This window comes from Vreelandella zhuhanensis, from assembly GCF_009793355.1.
Classification (GTDB): domain Bacteria; phylum Pseudomonadota; class Gammaproteobacteria; order Pseudomonadales; family Halomonadaceae; genus Vreelandella; species Vreelandella zhuhanensis.
The window spans coordinates 35,327-53,865 of record NZ_WTKP01000005.1; the positions used below are offsets into that span (position 1 = coordinate 35,327).

The window sequence follows — 18,539 nt, forward strand, 5'->3', positions numbered from 1 at the left end:
TAATCGCTCTTTGCGCTGCTGTTATCAGTGGCGCCGCGCTTACTAAAAGTCAGCGGTTTTCCACACTAATTGATAAATCTGCTAACTTGAGACAAGTGTCTCAGAGAACACAGGGGCGCAGCATCTTACCGGGGGTCAACGTGGATGATGTCTTTAAAGACCATGATCGTTATTTTCTTCCGCGACAGAGCTTCCAGTCGCTTATTGACCAGTTGACCTTGCAGGGTTATGGCTGCGTCGGTCCCGTCATGCGAGATGGAGCCATTATCTTTGACCGGCTCGATATGGCTAGCCAATTACCGCAGGGAGCCCGCGATCGGCAGGCGCCCGGCTATTATCGGTTGGAAAATGGCGGGGGGCCGCGCTGGTTCTCATGGGCCAACGGGCCCCAGGCGCTGAAGCCCTATCTCTTTCCCTCTCGCGAGGTACTCTGGGAAGGTACGGTAGACGAGGATGGCGGCCTCAACTTTAAAGAACGAATAATTGAGCCTGAACCCCTGGCCGTATTAGGAGTACGCGCCTGTGACCTGGCAGCGCTTGCGATACATGATGCGCACTTTCTGAAAGGCCCTTCTCCGGATGCCCATTACGCGCGTCGTCGCGAACAACTATTCATCGTGGCCGTCCATTGCAGCCATCCGGCATCGACCTGCTTTTGTGTGTCTACCGGAGATGGTCCGGCAGCAACCCGCGGCTATGATATTGCGTTGGCTGAATTGGACGAGGGTTTTGTTATCGATGCGGGCAGCGATCGCGGAAAACTGATTCTGGATCAGCTTCCCTTGTCGAAGGTTGACGAAGCGCAGCTTGATCAGGCTCGTCGTGAACTAAATGCAGCGGTAGCCGTCCAGACGCGCGCGTTGCCCGAGGGGCCCCTTAACCGGATACTTTTCGAGAATCTGGATCACCCTCGCTGGGATGAGGTTGCCGAGCGCTGCCTGGCGTGCGGCAACTGCACCTCCGTGTGTCCAACCTGTTTTTGTGCAAGCGAAAACGAGGTGCCTTCTTTAGACGGCCAGACCAGCGAACACAGCCGTGAGTGGAGTTCCTGCTTTACCCAGGGACATTCCTATATCAGCGGCCACGTTATCCGGCCGGACATCCGTACGCGCTATCGCCAGTGGCTTACCCATAAACTCGGCAGCTGGATTGACCAATATGGCCGTAGTGGCTGTGTCGGTTGCGGCCGTTGTATTGCCTGGTGTCCGGTGGGCATTGACCTGACAGAAGAAACTGCGGCGATTTGCAAGGATGCCAGAGATGAGTAATTCTGGCCTGGCTCATGGCGGCCACCCGCCCCCTACTAACTCCCGCATGCCGATGGCGGCGGAGGTTATCGACCGCGTCCAGGAATCGGACAGGATTTTTACCCTGCGTCTGCGACTGCGCAACCCGGAGCAGCGGCGGGCATACCGGTTTGCACCAGGCCAATTCAACATGCTTTACCTGCACGGTGTTGGAGAGGTCGCCATTTCTATCGCCTCCGATCCGGATGAGCCCGAGATTCTCGGACATACCATCAGGGCGACCGGGCGGGTTACCGACGCCATGGCCAGGCTGGATGTCGGGTCGCGGATCGGGCTTCGTGGTCCCTACGGCCAGCCCTGGCCGCTAAAACAAGCCGAGGGTGCCGATGTACTGATAATCACCGGCGGTATCGGTTGCGCACCGGTTGTCGGCGTCATTAATTATGTTCTGATGCGCCGGCAGCGCTACGGAAAACTCACCATTATCCAAGGCGTGAAGCATGCACAAGACCTGATCTGGCGGGAGCGCTACGATTACTGGCGCACCTTCCCCAACACCCAGGTGCTGGTAGCAGCCGATCACGGCGGTCCCCTCTGGCCGTTCCACGTCGGCCCCGTGACCGAGGTATTCGATGACGCCCAAATTGATCCTGACGGCACCACGGTGATGATGTGCGGGCCGGAAGGAATGATGATCGCCGGCACGAAGGAGCTTTTAGAGCGGGGCGTGCCTGAAAAGCGCCTCTATCTGAGCATGGAGCGCAACATACAGTGCGCGGTAGGGCACTGCGGACACTGTCAATTTGGTGCTCAGTTTCTGTGTCGCCAGGGCCCCATCTTTCAATATCCCGATGTAAAGCCCCTTTTGGGCATCAGGGGGTTTTAATGCAGACAAGTACACCGGGACCCAAGCCCCGCATGGCGGTGCATAAGTTTGCCTCTTGTGACGGCTGCCAACTGACCTTTCTGAACATGGGCGAGACATTATTGCAGCTGGCGGACATGGTCGAGCTGGTACATTTTGCAGAGGCCGGGCCCGTGGCTCCTGACGCCGAGGTAGATATTGCCTTTATCGAAGGGTCGGTAACCACAGAGCATGATCTGGAGCGCATCAAGCAGATCCGTTCTCACAGCGGCTTCATCGTTGCCTTTGGCGCCTGTGCCACGGCTGGAGGCATCCAGGCGTTACGCAATTTTGCGGATGCCGGGGAATGGCTCAGTGCGGTTTACGCCACGCCCGAGTATATCGATAGCCTCGCTACCTCCACACCCATGTCGGACCACGTCAAGGTCGACCTGGAAATTTGGGGCTGCCCCCCTAACAGGGACCAGGTACTTGGCGCAATTCGGGCGTGGTTATATGGCACCCTGCCGAAGCAAAGTCAGGACAAGGTTTGCATGGAATGCAAACGCCAACACGCCGTGTGCGTGCTTGTCGCCAAGGGCATGCCATGCATGGGGCCTGTCACCCAGACAGGTTGCGGAGCGCTCTGTCCGAGCTTCGGCCGCGGCTGCTATTCCTGTTATGGGCCCGCAGAAGCGCTTAATACTGATTCGCTCGCCGGCTGGTTTGAAGGGCTGGGCCTCTTGCCGGAGGACATCACACGTCAATTCCGGCACCTGAACAACAGTGCCCCGGGGTTCCGCGACGCGGCCACAAACATCATATCTACGGATGCCGGCCATGGTCACTAATAAACGGACCGTCGCACTGCATGTTCCGGTTCTGGCCCGGGTCGAGGGCGAAGGGGCTCTGCATCTGCGCATCCGCGATGGTCAAATCGAAGATTTGCACCTGGAGATATACGAACCCCCCCGCCTGTTCGAGAAGTTTCTTGAAGGCCGCTCCTATGAGGAACTGCCGGAGTTGGTGGCGCGGATATGCGGCATCTGCCCGGTTGCCTATCAGATGAGCGCCATCAATGCCGTTGAAAGCCTGTCTGGGACGGATCCCGGGCCCTGGGTGCATGCCATGCGTCGGCTTATGTATTACGGTGAATGGATTCAAAGCCATGCGCTGCATATTCATTTGCTGGCCGCGCCGGATTTCTTCGGCTACGACAGCGCTATCGCCATGGCCAAGGACTATCCGCAGATCGTAAAACGGGGCATGCGCCTGCAGGATCTCGGCAATGCGCTGATTCGCTTGTTGGGCGCAAGATCCGTTCACCCGGTCGGTGTCAAGATGGGTGGCTTTCACCGTGCGCCTTCCATGCGTGAGGCGATGGCATTGAAAGTTCAGCTCGAAGATGCCTTGCAGGATGCACAGGATCTTGTTGCATGGACGGCGGGCATTGCGGTTCCGGACCGGAATCAGAACGTGACGCTGCTGTCTCTTGAAGAACCGGGGGACTATCCGATTCTCAAAGGCAAGATTGCTTCCAATCGGGGGCAGTCTTTTGCCGTTTCGGACTTTGAAAGGCACATCGTCGAACATCAGGTGGCCGGGTCCACCGCTTTGTTCAGCCTGTTCAACGACCAGCCTTATCTGGTCGGGCCGTTGGCCCGTCTAAACCTGAACCTGGACTCTTTACCCGAGTCGGTGCGATCGCTTGCCGTAAACACCGGGATTGACTGGCCTTCCGGCAACATGTTCCACAGCATGACGGCGCGCGCCGTTGAAATCTGCTATGGCATCACCGATGCCATCCAGATTCTGGAAGACTACGGAGAGCCTGGCACGGCGTCGGTCCTGGTCAAGCCCCCCGCCGGTGTCGGGTATGGCGCAACCGAGGCGCCGCGGGGCTTGCTCTGGCATCGATACGAACTGGATGAGAGCGGCTTGATCCGGAATGCGCGCATCGTGCCGCCGACCAGTCAGAATCAGGCTCGCATCGAGCGGGATTTACAGCATTCCCTGATGGCCTTTGGCCTGGACAAGCCGGACAAAGAGCTGCAATTGCACTGTGAACAGGTCATTCGCAACTTTGACCCCTGCATTTCCTGCGCCACGCACTTTCTCCGATTGTCGACGGAGCGCCTATGAGCAACTGGCGGGTGTTGGGCATAGGCTCGCCTTTCGGCGATGACCAACTGGGTTGGCGCCTCGTTTCAGTATTTCAGTCTCTGGACAAGACCACAGAGTCGGGCGGCGGCGCGCAATGCTCGGCGTTGGCTCTCGACAGGCCTGGTAGCGGATTGATCCAGGCGCTGGCAGGAGCCCGGGGAGCCGTGGTGGTTGACGCCCTTAAGAACATGGGACAACCCGGGCGTATCCACCGCCTGATGATGGCCGACCTGACACAGGCTAATGGCTGCTTTTCCTCTCACAGCTTCGGTGTGGCCGAGGCACTGGCACTCGCGGATGAACTCGAGCTACTTCCCCGGCATCTTTTGATTCTAGGCGTCGAAATGTCGGAATCAGCGCTCTGCGAAGATGTTTCGCCAGCGGTTGCTGCAGCCATTCCCGAGCTTTATGTGCTTATTAACGAAACATTGACCGCATGGCGCAGCCGCTGGCCGGGCCTCAACAGCGAGGTGAAAACATGTGTCTAGGTGTGCCAATGAAAATTGAAACCATGGATGATGGCATTGCCCGCTGTCAGGCCAGGGGTATTCTTCGTGAAGTGAACTTGATGCTGATGGAAGGTGCGGCTCTGGGCCCCGGGGATTTCGTCATGGTGCATGTGGGTTATGCGATCCAGAAAATCGGTCAGGCAGAAGCTCGCACCTCATGGGAGCTGCATGACGAGATGGCGCGGGGCGATAATGCATGAGCTGAGCCTTTGTCGGAGCCTTCTCCGCCAGACTCTGGAGGTGGCAGAACAGCATGGGGCTCTGGCCGTAACCGTTGTGCGTCTGCAGATTGGCCCTTTATCCAGCGTCGAACCCGAACTGCTGAAAACCGCTTTTCCCCTGGCAGCGGCCGGTACCATCGCTGAATCAGCAAAACTGAACCTGACGGCAACCTGCATAGAGGTCTATTGCAAAAGCTGCAAAAAAACATGTCGGGCGGCACCCAACCAGCTTTGTTGTACCTCTTGCGGTAGCTGTTCCACCCAATTGGTCAGCGGTGACGAATTGATACTGGAGAGTGTCGAGCTGACCCTCGACGAACCATCCGCGATAAAGTGCCCGTAATTAAAAGGAGCAGATCATGTGCGTAGACTGCGGTTGTGGTAAGCCAACGGGGATTTCCGGACCACAGGAAACAGCGTCCATTTCGCTATTCCAACACCTGCACCAGCAGAATCAGGATCTTGCCGCCCATAATCGCGAGCACTTCAGTTCAGCCGGCACACTGGTACTGAACCTGATGTCTTCACCCGGGGCAGGCAAGACCGCACTGCTGGAAGCCACGCTGCGGACGTTGCAGAAGCACTACCGGTGCGCGGTTCTGGAGGGGGATCTGGAGACCGAGTTGGACGCCCAGCGCATCCGTGCCCTGGATATTCCGGTCATTCAAATCACCACTGGCAGTGCCTGTCACCTTGATGCCCAACTGGTGCACAAAGCCCTCCATGGCATGAATCTGGCGCAAATTGACCTTCTTTTTATCGAAAATGTCGGCAATCTGGTCTGCCCTGCAAGCTTCGATCTGGGCCAGCATCTGAATGTTGTCCTGCTGTCAGTCACCGAGGGCGACGACAAGCCTGCAAAGTACCCTGTCATGTTCAGAACCGCAGACCTGCTGGTCATCAGCAAACTGGACCTGCTCCCTCATGTGGGTGATTTCCGGGTTGACCGGGCTGAAAACTTTCTTCGCGCCCTCGCCAACCCTGCGCCCATTATATCGCTGTCCGCGCGAAGCAGAGCGGGCCTCGACGAATGGCTTGCATGGCTGCACGCACAAAAAGCCGGATCGTCCGTTGATCAAGCCATGGCGGTTGAGAATGGAGGCGCAGGGTGACCGCTGAAGCCAGGCACTGGCTGGATCTTATTCACGGGCTACCCCTGGATCGCACCCTCAAGATCATGAATGTTTGCGGTGGACATGAGCGATCCATAAGCCTGGCGGGTCTGCGCACCCTATTGCCGCGCAAAATCGAGATCATTCCAGGGCCGGGATGCCCCGTCTGTATCTGCCCCGAGGAAGATCTTTATCAGGCCATGCGATTGGCACTTGATGAACATGTCTTGTTGGTAGCGTTTGGGGACATGCTGCGGGTACCCGTTAACCTGCCCCGTTCACAGCCGCGCTCACTCGATGCAGCGCGGGCCGCCGGCGCCGATATTCGACCGATTGCCAGCCCTATGGATGCGGTGGCCATTGCACGGCAACATCCGGAGCGCGACGTCGTTTTTTTTGCAGCGGGGTTTGAGACCACCATGGCACCGGTTGCAGCGCTGCTCGGGCAGAACCTTCCAGATAATCTTTCCCTGCTCATTTCAGGGCGGCTCACCTGGCCCGCTGTGGCAATGCTGCTTGAGTCGGAAAAGTACGCGTTTGATGCCCTGATTGCGCCCGGCCACGTCGCCACCATTATGGGGGCCGAGGAATGGCAGTTCGTTACTCAACGTCATGCCTTGCCGGCGGCCGTGGCTGGGTTTACCCCCGAATCCCTGCTTGCGGCGATTTATTCATGCCTGCGACAAACCCTGGAGGGCCGTTCCTTTCTCGATAATTGTTATGCGGAAGTTGCACTCCCGGAGGGCAACCCCACAGCACAACGCTTACTCAAGAACGCCTTTGACGTTGTCGACGCCAACTGGCGTGGCATCGGAACCCTTCAAAGCTCCGGGTTCAACCTGAAGGAGGTTCATGTCTCACATGATGCGCGAGATCGCTTTCCCGATCACACTCGGGCGTCGCGGCGTCGTGCCGGAGAGATGCCGCCCGGTTGCGCCTGTGCCAACGTCGTTATGGGACAGATTTATCCCAACCAGTGCCCGCTCTACGGTCGTGGCTGCACGCCGAGGAATCCAGTCGGCCCTTGCATGGTTTCGGACGAAGGTGCTTGCCGGATCTGGTGGGCCAACGGTGTCCATAGCCAGAGAGAAGCGCCAATATGCCCCGAGTAGAAGAGCAGGGCGCCTGCCGCTGGCTGATAACCGGTCGGGTTCAGGGAGTAGGATTCCGGCCTTTCATTTATCGCCTTGCCAGAGAGCTTGGGCTGAATGGCTTTGTTCGAAACCGATCCGGCACCGTGGAGGTCGTAACCGAAGGTGATGCCAGCAGCATCGAGGCTTTTGCGGTGGCGGTGCAACAGCAGGCACCTTCGCTGGCTCGGCCAACCATCACTTCGCGTGAAAAGATCCCCGCCGGGTTTCATGCGGATTTTCGAATCCTTGCAAGTAGCGTCAGCGATGCCGATATTCATATTCCAGCGGATTATTCCGTCTGTGCGCGTTGCTACGAAGAAATGCAGGACCTCTCGAACAGACGCTACCGCTATCCGTTTATCAACTGCACTGAATGCGGCCCACGTTATAGTCTTATCAAGGCCATGCCTTATGATCGCGCCCAGACCACCATGAGCGAATTTACGTTATGTGGTGCATGCAGGGCGGAATATGAGAATCCGAATGATCGCCGCTTCCATGCCGAACCCCTCGCCTGCGTTGCCTGCGGTCCCGCGCTCTGGTACAGCGAGCCGGGGCGTGCAGCGATTCATGGCAACGAGAACGCACTGGCGGACGCCGTGGCTCAGTTAAGGGACGGCTTGATCGTTGCCGTGAAAGGGGTAGGGGGCTATCACCTGATGATTGATGCACGCAACGAGCGCGCCGTGGCAAGACTCAGGATCCGTAAACACAGGCCCCACAAGCCGTTCGCGGTACTGTTTCCTGTGATGGACAATTTAATTGCGTTACACAAGGCAGTCATCACGGATGACTTGGCACTGTCGGCGCTCTCGGCACCCGATAGGCCTATTGTAATTCTGCCCAAACGCCGACAATCAAGGCTGGCGGATTGCATTGCCCCCGGCCTGAGTCAATTGGGCGCGATGCTGCCTTATAGTCCGTTGCACCAGTTACTTTTGCAGGACGTTGGCGGTGCTCTGGTCACTACCTCCGCCAATATAAGTGGTGAACCGGTAGTGACCGAGCCGGAGGAGGCCGAGACACTGCTGGCAAACGTCGCGGACGGATTTTTGCATCATAACCGGCCAATTTTGTGTCCGATCGATGACTCTGTGGTTGAACCCTGTGCAACAAAAACCCGAGCCATACGAATAGGCAGAGGGCTTGCGCCACTTGAACTGCAGCTCCCGCGGCCCATTTCTTCTCCCACATTGGCTACCGGCGCCCACCTGAAAAATACCCTGGCTCTGGCCTGGGACAACCGGGTTGTTATATCACCGCACATCGGCGATCTCGATAGTCGGCGTTCCCAGGCAGTTTTTGCTCGCACGGCATCAGAATTACAGAGGCTTTATGACGTGAGGGCAGAGACTGTTATTTGTGACACCCACGACGGTTATGCGAGCACGCGCTGGGCAAAGGGGTGCGGGCTTTCGCTGCAACGCGTGGGGCACCACCAGGCGCATGCCTCGGCACTGGTGGGCGAATGGCCCGAGGATACCGGTAGCTGGCTGGTATTTACCTGGGATGGTGTGGGGCTGGGATCTGATGGCACGCTCTGGGGCGGCGAAGCGCTTCTCGGCAAGCCGGGACAATGGCGTCGTGCAGGCTCATTCCGGCCTTTTCGCCTTGCCGGAGGAGACCGCGTCGGCCGCGAGCCCTGGCGCAGCGCCGCGGCGCTGTGCTGGACTGCGGGTTTTGACTGGAACACTTCATCAATGGCCAAAGAAGCTTGGCAGAAGGGGCTTAACTGCCATGAAACCTCTTCTGCCGGCCGTCTCTTCGATGCCGCCGCTGCCATGATTGGATTAACGGAAATGGCGAGTTTTGAGGGCCAGGCGCCGATGTGGCTGGAAGCCATTGCCGATCCGGATATCCCGGCGTTGCCCCTGCCATTGCATCGAGACGCTGAAAGAATCTGGCGTACAGACTGGGCGCCGCTGATTCCTTTCCTGATGGATGGCCGGCAAAGCCCTGCTGCACGAGCCGGCCTGTTTCAGGCCAGCATGGCCTTGGCGCTGGTGCAACAGGCACTCAGGATCCGCGCGGAGCATGGTGAGATCAATATCGGACTGGCGGGAGGTGTCTTCCAGAATCGTCTTCTGGTCGAACAAACCCTGGGACTGCTCGATGAGCAGGGTTTCACGGTCCGTCTCAATGAACAGGTGCCCTGTAACGACGCCAGCATCTCTTTTGGCCAGATAATAGAGGCTCTTTATGGCGACTTCTGAAGAGGGTTTGATCGAGTTATGCCACGGTAACGGCGGTTGGCTGATGCATGAGTTGATTGAGGATATTATCCGTCCTGCCCTGGCTAACCCTATGCTGGATACGCAACTGGATGCGGCTAAGCTTCCTGCCCTTGAAGGGCTACCGGTCATAACCACCGATGGCTTTACGGTTCAGCCTCTTGAATTTCCCGGTGGTGACATTGGCTCGCTTGCAGTGCATGGCACGATAAACGACCTGGCCGTCAGCGGTGCAGTGCCGCTTTACCTGACATTGAACCTGTTTATCGAAGAAGGATTCGAAATAAGCCGTCTGGCAAGGCTGATAAAAAGCTTGGGGCAGGCCGCGGATTCGACTGGCGTTGTCGTCGTTGCCGGTGATACAAAAGTCCTTCCCCGCGGCCAATGCGGGGGTATCTATCTGGCGACGACAGGGATAGGTACCCTGGCCCCCGGCACTAACCTGGGCATGGGTTTTGTTCAGCCGGGAGATAAAGTCCTGGTGAGTGGCCCTATCGGCGATCATGGTACCGCCGTGATGCTGGCCCGCGAGCAGTTCGGCCTGTCAGGTACCTTGCTGTCCGATTCCGCCAGCGTTCTTCCCCTGACGCTCGCTCTACAAGGACTGGATGGCATTCGCTTCATGCGTGACCCTACGCGGGGTGGACTGGCAACCGTTGCCTATGAATTGTGTCGGGCTACTGGCCTTGGGATAAACCTCTGGCAAGAAGCAATTCCGGTAAGCGACCAGGTTCGTGGTGTCTGCGACTTGCTAGGGTACGACCCTTATTATTTGGCTTGTGAGGGCCGCGTGATGGCCATCGTTTCAATGAGCGATGCCCCATCGGCACTCAAGCGCTGGCAGGCGTTGCCAGCGGGTTCGCACGCTGCCATCGTCGGTGAAATTCAGTCGAACCATTCCCGGGTCGTATTAACGACAGACTATGGGGGTGAGCGCATTCTGGAAGAACTGGAAGATGATCCATTGCCGCGTATTTGCTAGGTGTAGGTTCCCGGGTGATTGGCTAGCTGATTTTGAGAGAATCTCAGTATTCTACTGCGGTTCTTCAGGTGGATTGGCTGAATAGGGTAAACCCAGCAAGGCCTTGAGGTGCGCCTCGACTCCACGCCCCAACGTTTCCAGGTTATAGCCGCCTTCGAGTACCGATACCAGGCGGTTATCCGCATAAAGCGTGGCAATTTCCATGGCCAGGTGGGTTATCCAGTGAAAATCCTCGTCTTCAAGGCAGATATCAGCCATTGGATCATCCTTGTGCGCATCAAACCCAGCCGAGATCATCACCAGGTCGGGCTTGAATGCATGTAGGGCCGGTAGCCAATGCCGCTCGATGATCCGCCGGAAAGCGGCACTGTCCGTGCCGACTTCAAGCGGCGTGTTGACGACGTTCTGCCATTCGCTGCGCAGGTAACGCCATGGGTAGAAGGGGTATTGAAAGCTGGTACATATAAGAATATTCGGATCATTCTTGAAAATATCGATTGTCCCATTACATTGATGGACATCGAAATCCAATATGGCGATCCGCCTTGCCCCATATTTATCACGCGCGTGTGCCGCGCCCACTGCAACATTGTTGTAAAAGCAGAAACCCATGGCATCAGCCGCTTCGGCGTGATGGCCCGGCGGGCGAACGGCACAGAAGACGTTATCCGCCTGGCGTTTGAAGACCTGGTCTACCCCTTTGACGACAGCACCAGCAGCGACGCGGGCTGCCTGTAAACTGTCTGGATTCATCATGGTGTCGCTGTCCAGCGTCACGATACCTTCTTCAGGCACGCATTTATCTAATGCTTGCAAATGACGCCATGGATGAACCCGGGCCAATGCCTCTTGACTTGCTTCCTTGGCATCAAACTGCATGGTTTGCTGCAATACCCCAGCAAGTGACAAACGAGCACGAATAGCCTCTAGACGCAACGGGCTTTCAGGATGTTCCGGCCCCATATGATGCAGCTGGCAATCAGGGTGGGTAAGGTAAGCGGTGATCATTCAAAGGCTCCATTATGACTAAAGTCACCTTAATCGGGATACGCCCTTGCGCGACACTGGCAATAAGTCTTACATAGACATATATATTTTAGGGAGAAATCCACGTGAGCACCCGTTTTCTACATCATTTCTTTGAACCACGTACCGTGGCTGTGTTCGGCGCCTCCGAAAAACCTAATTCTCTTGGTGGCCTAGTATTACGCAATCTACAGGAAGGTGGCTTTAAAGGAGAGGTGTGGGCGGTCAATTTAAAAGGTTACGACAGTGTCTTGGGTCACGTCTGTGTCAAAAGTGTTTCTCAACTGCCGGAAATTCCGGATCTCGCCGTGGTTTGCTCGCCTATCGAAGGAGTTCCCAAGCTGATCAGTCAGCTTGGCCATTTTGGCATCAAGGCGGCGTTGGTACTTTCCGGGGGAGCCTATCTTGATCGCGATAGCGACAATAAAGGTTCTATTCGGGCGCGCATGCTGAGTGCCGCGCGCGAGTCAGGCATCCGGGTGCTGGGGCCTGAATGCATGGGGTTGATCGTTCCCGGAAAACATCTCAATGCATCCTACTCCAGCCAGCCTGTGAAAGCCGGGCGCGTGGCGTACCTGGGCCAGTCAGGCATGCTGGCCAATGCCATGATCGACTGGGCGGCAGGGAGGGGCGTCGGCTTTTCCCATTTGGTCACCGTGGGTGACAGTGTCGATGTACTGCTTCCCGATATCATCGACTACGTCAATCAATTCTCTCCTGCCAAAGCTATCTTGCTGCACCTGGAACGGGTCAATGATGCCCAGCACTTCATGACCGCGGTGCGTGATGCCTCGCGTAATCGCCTGGTGGTGGCGATCAAGAGTGGACGTACACAGGAGTCGGATATTTCCGGTATGGCGCCTACGCCGGGTATTGCCAATCGTGACACGGTATTCGATGCAGCTTTTTCGCGTGCCGGGGTGGTCCGTGTCAATGACTCCGACGAGTTGTTCGATGCGCTCGAGACCCTGTCGCGCGTGAAGCCGCTACGTGGTGATCGTCTTGCGGTGGTGTCCAATGGCCTAGCACCGGCTATGCTGGCGATTGACAAGTTGATCAGTGCCGGAGGGAAGCTCGCCGAATTCAGTATTGAAACACGCGACGCCTTGCGCGAAAGTAACGTGGACATGAGCAAGCCCGGTGAAAACCCGGTTGATCTTGGCGGCAACGCAACTCCTGAGCTGTTTGTCGATACGCTGGAAGTGGTGGCGGCAGATCCTAATGTGGATGCGGTGCTTGTCGTTCACGCGCCCACTCGTTTGGCTCCTTCCAAAATCACCGCTGAAGCGCTGATAACCCATCGCAAGCGTTTTCGGCGCAATTTATTGACCAGCTGGATGGGGTTGCAAGAAGCACTGAAGGCACGTCACGAGTGTAATGTGGCAGGTATTCCTACTTATATTTCTCCGGAAAAGGCCGTGAAAGCCTTCATGCATATGGTGGATTATCAACGGGTTCAGGCCTTGTTGCACGAGATTCCCCCCAGCTTGACGTTTACGACCAGCCAGGAAATTCGGGCACGCTGTCGTACCTTGATCGAGCGCGCCAAGGACCAAGGTCGCCAGACATTGACACACTCGGAAACCGCGCAGGTGCTTGAAGCCTATGGCATTCCTGTGGCTCCCAGCCATTACGTTGCCACGCCGGAGGAAGGGCGAAGTGCTGCGGAGAAACTTCCCGGACCAAAAGCGCTAAAAGTAGTGCATGCCGGCAATTGTCGTCCTTATCGTTATCGCAAGCATCCGCACAAGATTTCCGCTGGTTTATTGCAGGATCTGGAAACCCCCGAACAGGTAGCCGATGCAGTGCGTCAGCTAGGCGAGAAGGTGAAAGAAAAGTTTCCCGAGTATGAAGTACGCGAATACTGTCTGCAGCCCATGCAACGAGGCAAGCATTCAATGCAGATATGCGCGGGCATTACCCGTGACCCCGTGTTCGGCCCCCTGATTGTATTCGGAATTGGCGGTTACAAGGTCAACATCCTGGCGGACCGGCAAGTGGCATTGCCACCGCTCAACATGAGCCTGGCAGCGGATATGGTCGGGCGAACTCATGCATCGTCGTTGATTCGTGAACATTCCGCCGACCCTCAGCGTGACATCGAACGTTTATGCCAGCTGCTGGTCAAGCTGTCGCAGATGTCTTCGGACCTGAGAGAGTTACGTGGGATTGAGATCAATCCACTGTTGCTGAATCATGACGGTATTCTGGCGGTTGACTTTGCCATGGATCTGGGCACACCGGCACGCTTTGCCATCATGCCGTACCCGGAAGACTTGAGAGAGTGGGTCACACTGAAAAATGGCTGGCAAGTGGAGGCGCGGCCTATTCGGGCGGAAGATGCACCGCTGATCACCAATTTTCACCGCCAGCTGTCGGAAGAAAGCATCCGGTTCCGTTACTTTCACAACAAATCGAATTTGACTCAGCGAGATCTATCGGTACTCTCTCACATCAATTATGACCGCCAGATGGCATTTATTGCTGAGCATCAACGTGATGATGGCAGCAAGGAGATGCTCGGGGTGGTCAGGGTGTGGAATGATCCAGACAATATTCGTACTGAGTTTTCCGTGATCATTCGCGATGACCTTCAAGGGCTGGGTATCGGCAGCCTGTTGATGAAGAAAATGATCGCCTATTGCACCAGCATCGGCACCTTGGAAATGATCGGCAAGATCATGGTGGATAACCATCCCATGCGCGCGCTAATGAAACATCTCGGCTTTCGTTGTCGCTATAACATGGAAGAGCAGGTGATCGATGCCGTGATGCGGTTGAATGAGCCGGAAAGCGAGTGGCAACGCCATCGCTTAGAAAGCCTGCCGGACTGAAACCCCGGCTCATCACGTTTTCAGGGGGCGAGACGAAAGCGGTGCCAGGCGCCGGCATCGCGTCTTTCGTAGCGTATGCGGTCGTGCAACCGACTGGGTTGGCCTTGCCAGAATTCGATCATATCCGGCACGACACGATAACCACCCCAATGGATAGGACGTGGAATGACTTGGCCGTCATAAGCACGCTCGAAACGTTTCTGGCGTTCTTCAATCCAGTTCCTGTCCGGAATCACTACGCTTTGCGTGGCGATCCAGGCTCCTAACTGGCTGGCACGTGGTCGGCTGCTGAAGTATTCATCCGACTCTTCAGCGCTGATCGGCTCTACGCTGCCCTCGATTCGTACTTGGCGTGATAACGAAGGCCACCAGAACGTTAGTGCGGCGAAGGGCACGTTCATCAGTTCACTGCCCTTGTGACTATGGTAGTTGGTAAAAAACACCACGCCCTGTTCATCGAAGCCTTTGAGGAGCACCACTCGTGCATGGGGCCTCCCTTGGCTATCTACGCTGGCTAATGTCATGACGTTAGCATCCTGACCCTCGCTTTCCAGCGCCAAGGTAAACCACTCATCGAACAGAATGAATGGATCCTGCGGCATTTTGCCTTCTTCTAGTTGCCCGCCCTCATAATCACGCCTGATATCGGCAATATTGCGAGTCATCAGCTTGTTCTCCTTGACGTTTTCAGTCATGTTCGCCTGTAGGCAAGTAAAGCTCAACCAGTATACGGGGTTGTTTGTCCTCGATGGAATCAAGCCTGGCTACACTGTCCAACTCAGTTGCACCATCGTCATGTAAGCACCGGTACCTGACATGATGGATAGCAGTGCGTTACGCCGCCAGAGGTGAAGTATTGCCACAAACCCCGCGGCTAAAAACATGGGCAAACCGGTTTCTCCCATGTTTAATTGCCAATCGACCAAAGGACGAAAATCACGCAAGGCGTAGATGACCAATATCATCATCACCGCCGGAGGAAGGTAGCGTCCCAGATGGAGGACCAGCGGATGCTCTGCCTGCTCGGAAAAAGCAACAAAGGGTAACGCTCGCGTGGCGAAAGTGGCCAATGCACAGGTAATGATCAATAGCCACAAGGGGTCAGTTAGCATGCTCATGAGGCCTCCTGCTTGCCAAATGATAATGTACCAAAAGCAGTAGACTCGCAGAGCCGATGGCGCCTAGTAATAGGTGCTGTTCCGGCAACCATAAAAGTGCACCAAAGCCGGTTCCCAAAGCGATTATAAACGGCAAGGCTTGACGTAAGCGTCTAGCCTGTTCAAGCGTGAGAACGATGAATAATGCCGTCAAGGCAAACTCGATTCCCTGGCTATCGAAAAGCTTGGCCGAACCGATGGCAGCCCCAAGTAAAGTACCTAGTACCCACCATAATTGATTGAGTAGACTTATCCGAAACGCCAGGGCGTGATTAGTCACATTAGAGCCGCTCTGGCTGGTCAATAAAGAGTAAGTCTCATCGGTGAGAGCGAAAATTAGATAGGGTTTTCGCCAGCTGGCTCCCTGGAAGCGCTTGAGCAAGGAAAGACCGTAGAATACGTGACGGGAGTTGAGCATCAGAGTGGCGACAGTAACTTCTATCATCCCGGCACCTGACGCTAACAGAGCGATAGCCAGAAACTGGCCCGCGCCGGCATAAATCAGTAATGACATTGCCATAGCGGCGTACCAGGGTATTTCCATTTCGACGGCGAGGATCCCGAATGCCGCCCCCAAGGGCAAATAGCCGAACATAACCGGGAGTGTTTGAAGACCCGCTTCACGCCATGCCTGGCTTATCAAGACAGTACTCCTGCGTTCAGCTTTGCTGACGCTGTTGGCGGCTACGAAAACGCGCGTATCCCGTGCAGCCAACGAACAAGGCTAACGACACGATGGCTTCTGTCACTCCCCGCATTCCTTGGCCGGGCAGGGTGGCGACCATGACGCCTTGCATGAAATACAATAAGCTGACAAATGCCAGCCAAGCGTGCCCACGTGGTCGGCGACTGATGATGGAGGGTGAAAACAGCAGCAGCGGCAACACAAAGACCAGCATCGGAGCTACATTGATTGTGTCGCTTTGAACGGCAAAACCGCGGTAGACCATCAAGAGGATCAAGGCAACAAAACTGCCCAGCACTAGTTGCCGTGAACGCCAGGTCAATTTATCAAGTCCCTGCTCGGCTTCCAGACCATCCAGCCACTTTCTCATGAAGCCTCCTTGCGCATGCCGTCCAAAGCCAGGGCCAGGCGTGCCAAACGACGTCCTTGAGCGTAGGCAAGTTCACTTTCGTTCTCATCTAGCAAACGGTCACTGCGTTGCCCGGCAAGGTGAGTTGCGCCATAGGGCGTGCCGCCACTTTGTGTCGTAAACAGGGCCGTTTCGCTATAGGGCAGCCCTGCGTAAACCATTCCATGATGCAGCAATGGGACCAGCATGGTGAGCAGGGTGATTTCCTGCCCACCGTGCAAACTGGACGTTGACGTAAAGGCACCGGCCGGCTTGTCGATCAGCGCTCCATTCATCCATAGATTGCTGGTGGTATCGAGAAAGTGCTTGAGCGGTGCAGCCATGTTACCGAAGCGTGTGGGGCTGCCCAAGGCTAGAGCGCTGCAATGGCGCAGATCTTCAAGGTCGGCATACACCGCGCCTTCCTCAGGAATTTCTGGATCCACCGCTTCGCAAGTAGGGGATACCGGCGGCACGGTACGCAAACGTGCCTGAACCCCGGATACGCTTTCCACTCCTTTAGCTAGCTGCCGAGCCATCGAAGCAGTGGCACCAAAGCGTGAGTAATACAGAACAAGTACGTAGGGCGTCGAATCGCTCATTGGCTTTCCTGGCGTCTGGATAAATTTCGCCTATGGTAACTTTTTCCCGTGCTAACTTCTCTCTGTCTTAACTTCTCTCAGTCCTGACGTCTCACAAGCGCAATTGAGCTAGCGGCCACTTGAGTTGATGAAGCGCACTGGTTTCATGTTCAGGAAAGCGGCGATAGACCCACGCTGAGGTACCGTCCTCCAGTTTGAGTTTGTCTCTCTGATAGCGAATACCCAGGCGTTCGTAGCGGTCTAATCGACGCAGCTCATCAGCGGAGACTTCCAGACGTAGTCCTTCGACCTGGGCGTCGTCATCCGCTTTCAAATCCAGCCCTTCGCGACGATAACCTTCCAATACGGCGGGTTCCGGGGTACCAGTGCTGCCCATGACCAGCCAGCGCACCGGAGCAAAGCGCAATGTGCCATAGACAAAGACGTTATGTTGCCGATTCTCGATGGGCGCCAACGATTCCGGTCGGTCGTAAAACCAGGGGCTGAGCATCGACAGCCATAGCCAGCCGGCCACACCCATTGCCACGAGACCCAGGATTATCAACCCATTTATCCACCAGACGCTTTTTATTGCGTGGTTTTTTCTTCGCTGGCTTTTGATATCCACCTCCATTCATCCACTTTTCGCCCCATTCTGTGGGCCTCGTCATAAGAAAGAAAGGGTTAACCTGGCGGAACGCAGAACAACTGGCCATGTCTGAAATGTCGATAAGCGCGCGCAGTTTTCAGGCTAAACCTCGAAGCGCTTAAGCTATATCGCTGGCTTTGCTAGAATGCCAGTATTCGTCAGCCGGGAGGAATCTGCCATGAACCAACCGCTTCGTGATGACATGGACTTTCGCGCCCTGGTGGGAGAAGTCAAACCGCTGCCCTCGGGCAATCGTGCCGATACGGGCAAGAAACACAGCACACCTTCGGAGGCGCAGCTCGCTCGCCGGGAATGGGCCGAAGAAAATCACGCTGAGAGCAATTTTCTCTCGGATGATTTTGTCGAACTTATTCCACCCTTCGATCCCATGCAGTACTCCCGTAACGGCATTCAGCAAGAGGTGCTCGACCGTTTGCGCCATGGCGGCTATAGCGTCCAGGCACAATTGCACCTGTTGCGCCGCCCGCTGACAGAGTGCAGGCGGCAACTTTTTTCCTTTATTCAGGAGGCTTACGCCCATGACCTGCGCTCGGTGATGATCATCCATGGCCGTGGCAAGGAGATCGATAGCCAAGCTAATGTGTTGCGCTCGTACCTCGCCAAATGGTTGGCTCAATTTGACGAAGTACAAGCGTATACGTCCGCGCAGCCGTCGGAAGGTGGATTGGGCGCCACTTGGGTGATGCTGAAAAAAAGCGAAAGAGCCAAAGCCAATAACCGCGAGCGCCAGCAGAAGCGTCGCGGTTAGGCTGGGTA

The 18,539-nt window shown here is 56.1% G+C and carries 20 protein-coding genes; 13 read left to right on the plus strand and 7 right to left on the minus strand.

All coding sequences use genetic code 11. The annotated features are described in order from the left end of the window. Positions 1-95 precede the first annotated feature (95 nt). The 11 genes from GPM19_RS08050 to hypE are packed head-to-tail and all read left to right on the plus strand — an operon-like array spanning position 96 to position 10,442. On the plus strand, positions 96-1,268 hold the full coding sequence (locus GPM19_RS08050) for a 4Fe-4S dicluster domain-containing protein (RefSeq protein ID WP_319928104.1): 1,173 nt from the start codon (positions 96-98) through the stop codon (positions 1,266-1,268). Beyond that, positions 1,261-2,133, plus strand: coding sequence for an FAD/NAD(P)-binding protein (locus tag GPM19_RS08055; protein WP_227842281.1), 873 nt, complete (start codon positions 1,261-1,263; stop codon positions 2,131-2,133). Before GPM19_RS08050 ends, GPM19_RS08055 begins: the two co-directional genes overlap by 8 nt. Beyond that, positions 2,133-2,942 carry an NADH-quinone oxidoreductase subunit B family protein gene (locus GPM19_RS08060; protein WP_160418536.1) on the plus strand — a complete coding sequence of 270 codons (810 nt, stop codon included), beginning with the start codon at positions 2,133-2,135 and terminating at the stop codon, positions 2,940-2,942. Before GPM19_RS08055 ends, GPM19_RS08060 begins: the two co-directional genes overlap by 1 nt. Next, positions 2,932-4,233 carry a Ni/Fe hydrogenase subunit alpha gene (locus GPM19_RS08065; RefSeq protein WP_160418537.1) on the plus strand — a complete coding sequence of 434 codons (1,302 nt, stop codon included), beginning with the start codon at positions 2,932-2,934 and terminating at the stop codon, positions 4,231-4,233. The genes GPM19_RS08060 and GPM19_RS08065 overlap by 11 nt, the downstream gene beginning before the upstream one ends. Next, on the plus strand, positions 4,230-4,742 hold the full coding sequence (locus GPM19_RS08070) for a hydrogenase maturation protease (protein WP_160418538.1): 513 nt from the start codon (positions 4,230-4,232) through the stop codon (positions 4,740-4,742). The genes GPM19_RS08065 and GPM19_RS08070 overlap by 4 nt, the downstream gene beginning before the upstream one ends. Positions 4,743-4,750: 8 nt before the next feature. Then, positions 4,751-4,963: a HypC/HybG/HupF family hydrogenase formation chaperone gene (locus GPM19_RS08075; protein ID WP_202114763.1), complete on the plus strand. Its 213-nt coding sequence runs from the start codon at positions 4,751-4,753 to the stop codon at positions 4,961-4,963. After that, positions 4,956-5,327, plus strand: coding sequence for a hydrogenase maturation nickel metallochaperone HypA (gene hypA, locus GPM19_RS08080; RefSeq protein ID WP_160418540.1), 372 nt, complete (start codon positions 4,956-4,958; stop codon positions 5,325-5,327). Before GPM19_RS08075 ends, hypA begins: the two co-directional genes overlap by 8 nt. Before the next feature lie 16 nt (positions 5,328-5,343). Next, positions 5,344-6,096 carry a hydrogenase nickel incorporation protein HypB gene (gene hypB, locus GPM19_RS08085; protein ID WP_160418541.1) on the plus strand — a complete coding sequence of 251 codons (753 nt, stop codon included), beginning with the start codon at positions 5,344-5,346 and terminating at the stop codon, positions 6,094-6,096. After that, entirely contained in the window at positions 6,093-7,208 is a 1,116-nt protein-coding gene (hypD, locus tag GPM19_RS08090; RefSeq protein WP_160418542.1) for a hydrogenase formation protein HypD, read from the plus strand. The genes hypB and hypD overlap by 4 nt, the downstream gene beginning before the upstream one ends. Then, positions 7,196-9,442 (plus strand): carbamoyltransferase HypF, encoded by a 2,247-nt coding sequence (hypF, locus tag GPM19_RS08095; RefSeq protein WP_160418543.1) that lies wholly within the window; start codon positions 7,196-7,198, stop codon positions 9,440-9,442. Before hypD ends, hypF begins: the two co-directional genes overlap by 13 nt. Further along, the gene (hypE, locus tag GPM19_RS08100) at positions 9,429-10,442 is read left to right on the plus strand and encodes a hydrogenase expression/formation protein HypE (RefSeq protein ID WP_160418544.1); all 1,014 of its coding nucleotides are present in this window, start codon (positions 9,429-9,431) and stop codon (positions 10,440-10,442) included. The genes hypF and hypE overlap by 14 nt, the downstream gene beginning before the upstream one ends. Positions 10,443-10,493: 51 nt before the next feature. On the opposite strand, the gene GPM19_RS08105 is transcribed toward hypE, so the two are convergent. Continuing rightward, a complete protein-coding gene (locus GPM19_RS08105) occupies positions 10,494-11,450 on the minus strand; it encodes a histone deacetylase family protein (protein WP_160418545.1) in 957 nt (318 codons plus the stop codon). 104 nt (positions 11,451-11,554) lie between these two features. Here GPM19_RS08105 and GPM19_RS08110 point away from each other — a divergent pair, with 104 nt between their 5' ends. After that, positions 11,555-14,302, plus strand: coding sequence for a bifunctional acetate--CoA ligase family protein/GNAT family N-acetyltransferase (locus GPM19_RS08110; RefSeq protein WP_160418546.1), 2,748 nt, complete (start codon positions 11,555-11,557; stop codon positions 14,300-14,302). Between the two features lie 20 nt (positions 14,303-14,322). On the opposite strand, the gene pdxH is transcribed toward GPM19_RS08110, so the two are convergent. From pdxH to GPM19_RS08140, 6 genes are all read right to left on the minus strand, one after another. Continuing rightward, a complete protein-coding gene (gene pdxH / locus GPM19_RS08115) occupies positions 14,323-14,967 on the minus strand; it encodes a pyridoxamine 5'-phosphate oxidase (RefSeq protein ID WP_160418547.1) in 645 nt (214 codons plus the stop codon). A 99-nt stretch (positions 14,968-15,066) separates the two neighbouring features. Next, positions 15,067-15,420, minus strand: coding sequence for a branched-chain amino acid transporter permease (locus GPM19_RS08120; protein ID WP_227842283.1), 354 nt, complete (start codon positions 15,418-15,420; stop codon positions 15,067-15,069). Further along, positions 15,404-16,102: an AzlC family ABC transporter permease gene (locus GPM19_RS08125; RefSeq protein WP_202114764.1), complete on the minus strand. Its 699-nt coding sequence runs from the start codon at positions 16,100-16,102 to the stop codon at positions 15,404-15,406. Before GPM19_RS08125 ends, GPM19_RS08120 begins: the two co-directional genes overlap by 17 nt. A 16-nt stretch (positions 16,103-16,118) precedes the next feature. Next, positions 16,119-16,514 (minus strand): DUF2069 domain-containing protein, encoded by a 396-nt coding sequence (locus GPM19_RS08130; protein WP_160418548.1) that lies wholly within the window; start codon positions 16,512-16,514, stop codon positions 16,119-16,121. Beyond that, positions 16,511-17,134, minus strand: coding sequence for an NAD(P)H:quinone oxidoreductase (wrbA, locus tag GPM19_RS08135; protein ID WP_160418549.1), 624 nt, complete (start codon positions 17,132-17,134; stop codon positions 16,511-16,513). Before wrbA ends, GPM19_RS08130 begins: the two co-directional genes overlap by 4 nt. 91 nt (positions 17,135-17,225) lie before the next feature. After that, the gene (locus tag GPM19_RS08140; protein WP_227842285.1) at positions 17,226-17,678 is read right to left on the minus strand and encodes a gamma-glutamylcyclotransferase family protein; all 453 of its coding nucleotides are present in this window, start codon (positions 17,676-17,678) and stop codon (positions 17,226-17,228) included. A 262-nt stretch (positions 17,679-17,940) separates the two neighbouring features. Between GPM19_RS08140 and smrA the strand changes: the two genes are divergently transcribed. Next, positions 17,941-18,531, plus strand: coding sequence for a DNA endonuclease SmrA (smrA, locus tag GPM19_RS08145; protein ID WP_160418551.1), 591 nt, complete (start codon positions 17,941-17,943; stop codon positions 18,529-18,531). Positions 18,532-18,539: the final 8 nt, after the last annotated feature.

Coding starts and splice junctions, on each gene's coding strand:
- GPM19_RS08055 (WP_227842281.1), top strand. CDS start 1,261: ATGAGTAATTCTGGCCTGGCTCATGGCGGCCACCCGCCCCCTACTAAC.
- GPM19_RS08060 (WP_160418536.1), top strand. CDS start 2,133: ATGCAGACAAGTACACCGGGACCCAAGCCCCGCATGGCGGTGCATAAG.
- GPM19_RS08065 (WP_160418537.1), top strand. CDS start 2,932: ATGGTCACTAATAAACGGACCGTCGCACTGCATGTTCCGGTTCTGGCC.
- GPM19_RS08070 (WP_160418538.1), top strand. CDS start 4,230: ATGAGCAACTGGCGGGTGTTGGGCATAGGCTCGCCTTTCGGCGATGAC.
- GPM19_RS08075 (WP_202114763.1), top strand. CDS start 4,751: ATGAAAATTGAAACCATGGATGATGGCATTGCCCGCTGTCAGGCCAGG.
- hypA (WP_160418540.1), top strand. CDS start 4,956: ATGCATGAGCTGAGCCTTTGTCGGAGCCTTCTCCGCCAGACTCTGGAG.
- hypB (WP_160418541.1), top strand. CDS start 5,344: ATGTGCGTAGACTGCGGTTGTGGTAAGCCAACGGGGATTTCCGGACCA.
- hypF (WP_160418543.1), top strand. CDS start 7,196: ATGCCCCGAGTAGAAGAGCAGGGCGCCTGCCGCTGGCTGATAACCGGT.
- hypE (WP_160418544.1), top strand. CDS start 9,429: ATGGCGACTTCTGAAGAGGGTTTGATCGAGTTATGCCACGGTAACGGC.
- GPM19_RS08105 (WP_160418545.1), bottom strand. CDS start 11,450: ATGATCACCGCTTACCTTACCCACCCTGATTGCCAGCTGCATCATATG.
- pdxH (WP_160418547.1), bottom strand. CDS start 14,967: ATGACTCGCAATATTGCCGATATCAGGCGTGATTATGAGGGCGGGCAA.
- GPM19_RS08120 (WP_227842283.1), bottom strand. CDS start 15,420: ATGAGCATGCTAACTGACCCCTTGTGGCTATTGATCATTACCTGTGCA.
- GPM19_RS08130 (WP_160418548.1), bottom strand. CDS start 16,514: ATGAGAAAGTGGCTGGATGGTCTGGAAGCCGAGCAGGGACTTGATAAA.
- wrbA (WP_160418549.1), bottom strand. CDS start 17,134: ATGAGCGATTCGACGCCCTACGTACTTGTTCTGTATTACTCACGCTTT.
- smrA (WP_160418551.1), top strand. CDS start 17,941: ATGAACCAACCGCTTCGTGATGACATGGACTTTCGCGCCCTGGTGGGA.